At 45.1% G+C, this 8,181-nt stretch carries 8 protein-coding genes and 1 pseudogene; 8 read left to right on the top strand and 1 reads right to left on the bottom strand.

The genetic code is table 11. The annotated features are described in order from the left end of the window. A pseudogene (locus BLU87_RS17740) lies at positions 1–131 on the bottom strand (IS110 family transposase); the annotation flags it as partial. 229 nt (positions 132–360) lie between these two features. Here BLU87_RS17740 and BLU87_RS16840 point away from each other — a divergent pair. From BLU87_RS16840 to BLU87_RS16805, 8 genes are all read left to right on the top strand, one after another. Next, complete coding sequence (locus tag BLU87_RS16840) at positions 361–1,119, top strand: AcrVA2 family anti-CRISPR protein (RefSeq protein ID WP_092350988.1); 759 nt, start codon at positions 361–363, stop codon at positions 1,117–1,119. 85 nt (positions 1,120–1,204) lie between these two features. Beyond that, entirely contained in the window at positions 1,205–1,714 is a 510-nt protein-coding gene (locus BLU87_RS16835; protein WP_092350986.1) for a hypothetical protein, read from the top strand. 121 nt (positions 1,715–1,835) lie between these two features. Next, complete coding sequence (locus BLU87_RS16830) at positions 1,836–2,642, top strand: hypothetical protein (RefSeq protein WP_092350984.1); 807 nt, start codon at positions 1,836–1,838, stop codon at positions 2,640–2,642. A gap of 717 nt (positions 2,643–3,359) precedes the next feature. After that, a complete protein-coding gene (locus tag BLU87_RS16825; RefSeq protein WP_092350982.1) occupies positions 3,360–3,671 on the top strand; it encodes a hypothetical protein in 312 nt (103 codons plus the stop codon). A 139-nt stretch (positions 3,672–3,810) separates the two neighbouring features. Continuing rightward, positions 3,811–4,515 carry a hypothetical protein gene (locus BLU87_RS16820; RefSeq protein ID WP_092350980.1) on the top strand — a complete coding sequence of 235 codons (705 nt, stop codon included), beginning with the start codon at positions 3,811–3,813 and terminating at the stop codon, positions 4,513–4,515. A 161-nt stretch (positions 4,516–4,676) separates the two neighbouring features. Then, entirely contained in the window at positions 4,677–4,985 is a 309-nt protein-coding gene (locus tag BLU87_RS16815; RefSeq protein WP_092350978.1) for a hypothetical protein, read from the top strand. 762 nt (positions 4,986–5,747) lie between these two features. Further along, positions 5,748–7,247, top strand: coding sequence for a group II intron reverse transcriptase/maturase (gene ltrA / locus BLU87_RS16810; protein WP_092350976.1), 1,500 nt, complete (start codon positions 5,748–5,750; stop codon positions 7,245–7,247). Between the two features lie 163 nt (positions 7,248–7,410). Then, positions 7,411–7,869, top strand: a complete 459-nt coding sequence (locus BLU87_RS16805; protein WP_092350974.1) for a hypothetical protein — start codon at positions 7,411–7,413, stop codon at positions 7,867–7,869. Positions 7,870–8,181: the final 312 nt, after the last annotated feature.

Genomic DNA, 8,181 nt, shown 5'->3' with positions numbered 1-8,181 from the left:
GCTTTCGGTTTAGTGGGAATGTTCTTATGAACCACCACTTCACCGACAGAATTCAGAACACAGACATACATGGCATCGGCATGAAGATCGATACCACAATAAAAAAGATGCTGTTTGGTGTAGAATTTCATAATGCAGGCTCCTTTCTTTGAGGGTTTGTCTGTTACTCAAAGGATAGCGGATGGTCCGTTATCTGTGGAGGGGGCCTGCACTAGTATCAAACTAATCAACCGGACGGAAAATACGTCTGTGCAAAATTGAAAAGCAAAACCAAATTGCGGTGGGTCACGCAAGTTCGCGTTGCCGCCGGTTATCACGAACCGTTGTACAGAGAAGGCCAGCCACAAATAGGAAGCAATTATGGGGTGCCACTTACATAATTTGATTGATGCGGTGCGGCAAAAGGAACTGATGTGCGCCGATTCAATCAGCGATGACGAATTCTTTGAAATGGTACGAGTCTTCAATAACATCGCACCTCAATCGATATGCTTTGACATGGGCGATATCGACAAGTTCCCTGACATTGCTCCCGTTTATGAACTAGTCAAAGAGCCTTTTCCTGACTGCTGGTTTGAACTTAATTTCACGAATATTGATGGAGGACAAGTTGTCCTCGGTATGTTGGTAGTAGTACGGGATCAAGCACAAATCATTGTATTCCGAAAAATACGGAAACAGTGGATGCTTCGTGGTGCAATCTTCGCCGACACGTTGTCTTCTTGGCAAAGGTACGAAATAATTCCAACTTCAGACATTTTTGCTGAGGAATTACGAGAATACAAAATTGCCCTTTCTACATTTTTGTCTGCGCTCAACTGCAACAACGTTGAACGAGTCGAGCATACTCCTGAAACAAAATTACAAAAAGCGAGACAAAAGAAAGAAAAACAGCCACTTTTCTCACATTGGACTTTAGAGCTTTCGATACCGAGATCCTCTCAAGAAAATCAAATACTCAATGGAATCCATGCCCGTCCACGAGTCCATCTTCGACGCGGCCATCCGCGACAGTATAAGCCCGGCAAGTGGACATGGGTTCAACCGTGTGTGGTGGGCACAGGCAAAGGTATTGTCACAAAGGATTATGCAGCAAATTTTGTGAGTACTGAGAAATAGAAACTGTACAACACGCCAATCAACGCGGACGGAAATTAGCTCTGGTTTTTAATTCGAATAATTTTGGTGGGTTGCGGAGGTCCCAGTGCCGCCGGTTATCAAAACGTTAGGTTTGAAAATGAAAAAGAAACTGTCCATCCTTTTGCTGGCCATAATCATTTTGTTTCCAAATATTTGCGTTTCAGAAGAATTCATATTGCCACTAGATGATGCAATAAATATAGAAACACAACTTTCGGCTAGCACCCAGTCATGTATTTTGATTGGAAATTCATACAGCAACATGATTTATACAGATATTTATCAATGTGCCGAAACAAAGAATTTAGAAAAATCACTACTTCAATTTTCAAACTATCCATACTTTACTTTTACTTTTTCATGGTACTTCCAAGGTGGCACAACAATAAAGGATGCTTCTAACCAAAAAACGCTTCTTGCTGCCGCAATGAAGCACAAATCAAACACAGAAACAATTGTTGAAAATTTAATCATTGATGAAGGAAGTAATCATTTATGGCATGCATTAGAAAAGTACACATGCTTTAGGCTTAACAGCAATATGAGTATCGGGAAGAGACATTGTAGCAAGTAAACCTAACCATGAAATCAACCGGACGGAAGATACGTCTGCTACTTAATCCAAATAATTTGGTGGTATGCATAAGATAGCCTGCCGCCGGTTATCAAAAACGTTAGAACAAAAAGAGAAAATAATGGGAAAAGAACTTACAAAGTTAAAACGCAGACGTGAAGCTAGAAAGGGATTTGAGGAGCTTGATGACAAGCGTGACATGAATTTTGTGGTTCATTATTCATGCGAATCATTTTACGACATTATAGACGGAAGGACTCCAAGAATAACCTCTATTGCAGCAAGAAATTTCTCAACTGGTCAAACCCATTCATTTTCAATCCATAAAAGTGCTGAACAAAATCGTGTTCAAGTGCAAGATATCAACAATAAATATGACGAACTTGAAAAACAAATGCTTGATGAATATTTTGACTTCATCAAATCACGGCATGGTTACAAATTTATGCATTGGAACATGAGGGATATAAATTATGGTTTTCAAGCGATAGAGCACAGGTACAAGGTACTTGGGGGTGAGCCATTCGTAATTGACGATTCAAGGAAATTCGATATGGCAAGAGCTCTCATCGCCTTTTATGGGGTCACTTATGTACCTCATGGTGATTCCGGTCGCCTCCATAGCCTTATGGACATGAATAAGATAACGGCCAAGGATATGCTCACTGGAAAAGAAGAGGCATCCGCATTTGAAAACAAAGAATTTATAAAACTGCATCAATCAACTTTAAGAAAAGTAGATGTAATGGGAAACATCCTTGAACGAATTCTAGATGGTTCCCTGAAAACAAATGCCTCATGGCTGGACACGCATGGCGTACATCCGGCAATTATTGTCGAAGTCGTACGCGAGCATTGGGTTTGGAGTTTACTTCTCTTGGGCGCTGGCATAATTGGCTTAATTGCCTCACTCAAAGAATTGTTCTAACCATGGAATAAACCGGACGGAAAATAACTCTGCGCTAAATTGAAAAGCAAAATCTAGAATTTTGGTAGGTCACGCAAGCTTGCGTCGCCGCCGGTTATCATGAACCGTTAGCTATAAAAAATTTAAGCCATCGCAACCATTGCGATGCAAATACCCTTGAGGCGCTATCCGATACGCTGTGTGTGGGCGTGCCAAGAGGTACGGAGACCAACCATCTCCGGGGTCAACAAAGGTTACGTTGGCTCAAGGGCACTAATTAGAGCAACAGGGAAGCCCCACCCCTGCGGACGCAGGCGTGGGATACCTCACTGACTCTATGAATTGTCCGATCTCGATCCGTTATTCGCGGTAACGGTGAGATAGCGCCTGCCAAGGCGCGATATAAATGCCCAGGTCAACGACCTGAGCCGGCTCGGGTCTTAACTTGGAGATAATCCTATGAATAAGACTCGAATCACAGTCGAGGTTAAAATAGATTTTGCCGGAATAATAAGAGCCATTAGTTGGCTTCTGTTTGCCTTAGCAAGTCTACTTCCTCTGCTGTAGTACCATCTGGGAGCAGGTATTATGCCTGCTCCCACCCTAAAACCAGCTAACAAGCAAATCAACTCGGATGGAACAAGCTTGTCAGTTACTCATAAAAGTTAGGTGGTACACGCAATCAGCGTCGCCACCGGTTATTAAAAACGTTAGGTTTCCAAAAAAGTGACGGTCAAAATGAAAAAATGGGGAATTTTTCTTATTGCATTAATTGCTGCAATTCTTATTTACACGCAACTAACACTATTCATTGTCCCGCCAATCGGTGCAGTTCCAGAAGGAAAAACTGTCGTTATTTTAAGACTGAACAAAACAAATTTCATCGATAGTCCTGACGCAATGTGTGAACGCTTGCAGGGCGGTGTTAACTTACTTTGCCGCGGAGTCATGCTTGGAGGCGTCCTAAACAAATCAAAAATTATTATGCGACTGCCGTACAGCGAAACATTATACTTATTATCAACCAACGGAAAAACGTACAGAAAATAAAAAAGAAACCTAACCATAAAATAAATCGGACGAAAAATACGTCTGCTATTTGATTCGAATAATTTGGTGGTATGGGTAAGCCAGGCTGCCGCCGGTTATCAAAAACGTTAGGCACCACAATGAACCACAAGAGGATTAAATGATCAATATTGGTTCTACTGATTTTTATATGCCTGTACCCAGCTTGCCACGTGAAGAATTTGAGCAATACGCGACACAATTGTTTGACGATTGGGAATCATACGCTAGTGGAGTCTTAAAGCTAGATGACTATTCCCTATCACTAAACGTTCAAGAAGGTTCAATAAAAGCTTTAGGCACAATAGGTGTTTATCTTGGTATCCTCTATTTTGGTATTGGAAACTATGGTTCTTTCATAACTGGCCTACAAACAATAAGAGGCCAAGTTAACACTGTTAATGAATATTTTAGTGATCGTGCTAGCGACCCATTTAAATTATCTCACCTAAATCCAAAAGTGAAAAAATATGGTGGTGCCTTAGCGAGCATTGAGAACCTGTTTCTAAAAGTGAAAAAAGGTGAAATCACTGTCGAAGAAGCAATGAAACGATCAGAAATAATATTGGGAGACGAGGCTGAAAGTGTCCCAGAATTCATGCATGATCTTCAAGGGGCGTTAGAAAAAACTCCACTATTGCCAACGCAAACACTGCTCCCATTTAAAGAGTCTGAAATACTTTTATTGCCTCAAAAAATAAAAAATAAAAAAAAGACAAGTCCTGCCAGTCCAAGACAACCCTTACCTAACCCAGATCAATATCGTGTTGAAGTTTGGAGAGACAATAGGAAAGGGAAACGACATGTTAAGGTCATTAGTTTGTAACAGTTTTCCCTGTAGCAGAAGGAATAAATGCCTAACCATGAAATCAACGCGGACGGAACATACGGCTGCTACTTAATCCGAATAATTTGGAGGTGTGCGTAAGTCAGTCTGTCGCTGGTTATCAAAAACGTTAGGCGCGCAAATTAGATAAGAAATTTAAAATGTCAGAAGCAGTATCCAATAATGATGCAAGAGAAGCTAAAACAGAAATCGTCGAAGTTTCAACCGTCGCTGACATGATAAAGGGTGCTGTTGAACCATTTGCAGAAAGCCAGAGAATTGCAGCGGTCGAAGGGACGAAACAAACTGAAATAATAGTTAAAGCGAAAACAAAAATGTTTTTGGGTATTTGTGGCCTCGTTACTCTGATCATTATAATTGCAGGTATCGCTCTGTTTCTCGAAAAAGACCAAATAACAGAAAAAATTATCATAGCTATTGTCAGCTTTTTGGGTGGTATGGGCTTTTAGTAACCAATCATCAAAAAGCGCCTAACCATGAGATAAACCGGACGGAAGATATGGCTGCTATTTCATTCGAATAATTTTGTGGTATGCGTAAGTCAGTCTGCCGCCGGTTATCATGAACCGTTACTGCGACACGAAGTCGCATTAATTGACTGTCTGGCAGTGATTTTCCACCCGCTGACCAGACCCCGTATTTCCCTGCGGGTACCCTACGGGAGCGTGCCGCCATGTTGTCTTCATGGGGTGCGGAGCCTTCCAGACAACGTACCGAATCCCAACTTTGTTGGGAGGGGTGGAAACCGCGAGGTGGACGCTCTCCGGGCAGCCTCAAGCCGGGTGAGGGCTAGGGTTCTAAACGATATGGTCAACATAAGTGAATGTCCGCTGGCACCGTAATTCATGAACAAGCCAAAGAGGCTGACAGGCTTGAACCAAAAGGTGAGCAGGAAAGCTGGGGCTTCTGACGGTCGCCCCACGGGAATGTTGTACTGTCGGTGTATAGGACAGACCTAAGTCGTTTGTTTTACTGTCAATAGTGTGGAACGTGGCAAGCCTGCACTCTCCGCCATCGGTTTGCAATAAACTGGTGGCAGGCGCAAGACACGCTGTCGGAAGTGTGGGTATGGGATGTCGGAAAAAGCGAAGGCCGTACTTGTAATGAGGCGGATACGGGTTGCAACATCACCCGGCCCGAAAGGGAGCTGACGTCCGACTGGTGCTCCGTCGTGAGATAGTTTGGAGAACCGATATCGTGAAGGAAGGCAAATGACGGCGACCAACGTTGCTGGTGCACCTTCAGCCTGCTTACCGGATTGGGATAGCATCGATTGGGCCCAAATCCATAAACAGGTCTATCGGCTGCAGATGCGTATTGCGAAGGCTGTGCGGGAAAAGTGCTGGGGTAAGGTTGCCACCTTGCAACATTTGCTGACCCACTCTCTGGCAGCGAAACTCTGGGCCGTCAGACGAGTCGTAACCAACAAAGGCAAGAATACGCCGGGCATCGACGGGAAACTCTGGAGAACGTCCCGGCGCAGGATCAACGCAATCCGCTTACTGCGGCAACGGGGCTATCGCCCCCAACCGCTACGGCGGGCTTATGTCCCTAAATCCAACGGCAAAATGCGACCGTTGGGCATCCCGACGATGACCGACCGAGCCATGCAAGCCCTTTATGCACTGGCTCTGGACCCGATCGCCGAGATGATGGCTGATGTGAACTCGTACGGGTTTCGCAAGAAACGTTCAATCGCCGATGCCATCGGTCAATGCTTCCTCTCACTCTGTCGGAAGCATTCGCCGCAATGGATTTGGGAAACCGACATAAGAGCCTGTTTCGACCAGATAAGCCACCAATGGCTACTCGCCAATATCCCGATGAATAAACGGATACTGCGGGGCTGGTTGAAATGTGGCTATCTGGAAAAAGATGCTTTCTTTGCAACGAAAGCTGGAACACCACAGGGCGGCATCATTTCACCGCTGTTGGCGAACATGACCCTCGATGGTCTGGAAGCGGCGATTGTAGCCGTGATCCCGAAACGAGGTGCTAAGGTCAACATGGTGCGCTATGCCGACGACCTGATCATCACCGGGGCAAGTCCTGCCCGGCTGAAGGAGAAGGTTATCCCGGTGGTCACCGGCTTTCTGGCCGAGCGTGGACTGACCCTCTCCGAGGAAAAGACCCGCCTATGTCACATCAACGACGGCTTTGACTTTCTTGGGGTCAACATCAGGAAATATGGTCAGAAACTGATGATCAAACCCTCACCGCAAAAGGTGCGGGGCTTCCTGAGTGAAATCAAGGAGTTCATCAAAAGCTGCGTTGCACTACCGACCGATATCTTTATCCGCAGGCTTAACAGCAAGTTGAGAGGTTGGGCACAGAGTTATCGACAGGTGGTGGCGAAAAAGGTCTTTGCCTGGGTAGATTACTGCGTTTATCATTATCTGCGGAAATGGATGCGACATCGCCACCGCAACAAAACTGATGCATGGTTAAAGCAACACTACTACACCCGCATCGGCATGCGTTCGGAGTTTTTTGCGATGAGCATCAACAGTCACGGCGAACAACAAAGGCTGTTTTTGTTGAAAACCGCAGATCTGCCGATCAGGCGGCACACCAAGGTCACAGGAACAGCGACCCCGTACGATCCGGCATGGTCGGATTATTTTAAGCGACGGGCCAAACAAAGAGAGGTCCAGCGTATGTCCGACCGCCGGTTCCTGTCAACCTGTACCTTGCAACGCCAGACTGGTTAGAGCAGCGCCATAGTGGCACCGCTCTAAGTTGGCAACAACACAACCGGGTCGCACAGCGACCTTAGCAAGGGCTTGAGCCGTGTGCGGTGAAAGTCGCACGCACGGTTCTTAGAGAGCCCGGGGTTGGCAACAGCCCTTGGGCTACTCGGCTCCAGGAAATTAAATGTCAATTGTACTAACTACAGTTCTGTCTCTTTTGAGCGCAATTACTGTTGCTGTTCTCGGCCATTTCTTCTCAACGCGAAGAAAGCGGACCGATGAACTAGCAGAAATGAGACTCAAAGCATATTCAGACTTCATCAATTCAATATCACGAATTACTTCAGCTCGTCGAAGCGGTCGTACTGAAGATGAATTAGACGAACTCTCAGCCCTTAACGACGCAAAAAATAGAATTTGTATATGCGCAAACAGAGAAGTTGTTGAAGCACTAACTGAATTCTGGAGGGCAGGTGGAACGCTTGAGGCCGAGAGTGAAGTAGTCGCCTTTACTCGACTTTGCTACAAAATTCGAGAAAGCATGGGAAATAAAAGAAATGATATCGTCGATTTAGAGTTATCAAAAACACTGTTTTCACTTGAACCTTCAACTTTTTCGTTTCGTGCAAAAAAAAACGGCTAACACTTATCAGGCCCCCGGCCGTCAAGAGTAAAGATAACCATTAACGCAAAAGATTTACTTTTCGTTCTTTGACAAGCGACTGATCAACCACGAATCATCCGGTTTCTGACTTGGGCTTTACGAACTGGCTGCAGATTTCGAATTCTGCTCCAAACACTTATCGAGGCTCTTAATGCGAAGGGCCGGTCATTTGTGACCGAACTGTCTTCGCCACCTGGAAACACTTGCGTACCCTTGTGCCGTCCCATTCAAAAAAGCGTGGTCCAGTTGTAAGCTCTGGCCATAGTTAGTGCCGGGCTCGGGGAAGGGGCA

Source organism: Desulfuromusa kysingii (genome assembly GCF_900107645.1).
Classification (GTDB): Bacteria; Desulfobacterota; Desulfuromonadia; order Desulfuromonadales; family Geopsychrobacteraceae; genus Desulfuromusa; species Desulfuromusa kysingii.
This window is presented reverse-complemented; position numbering and strand designations above follow the sequence as displayed.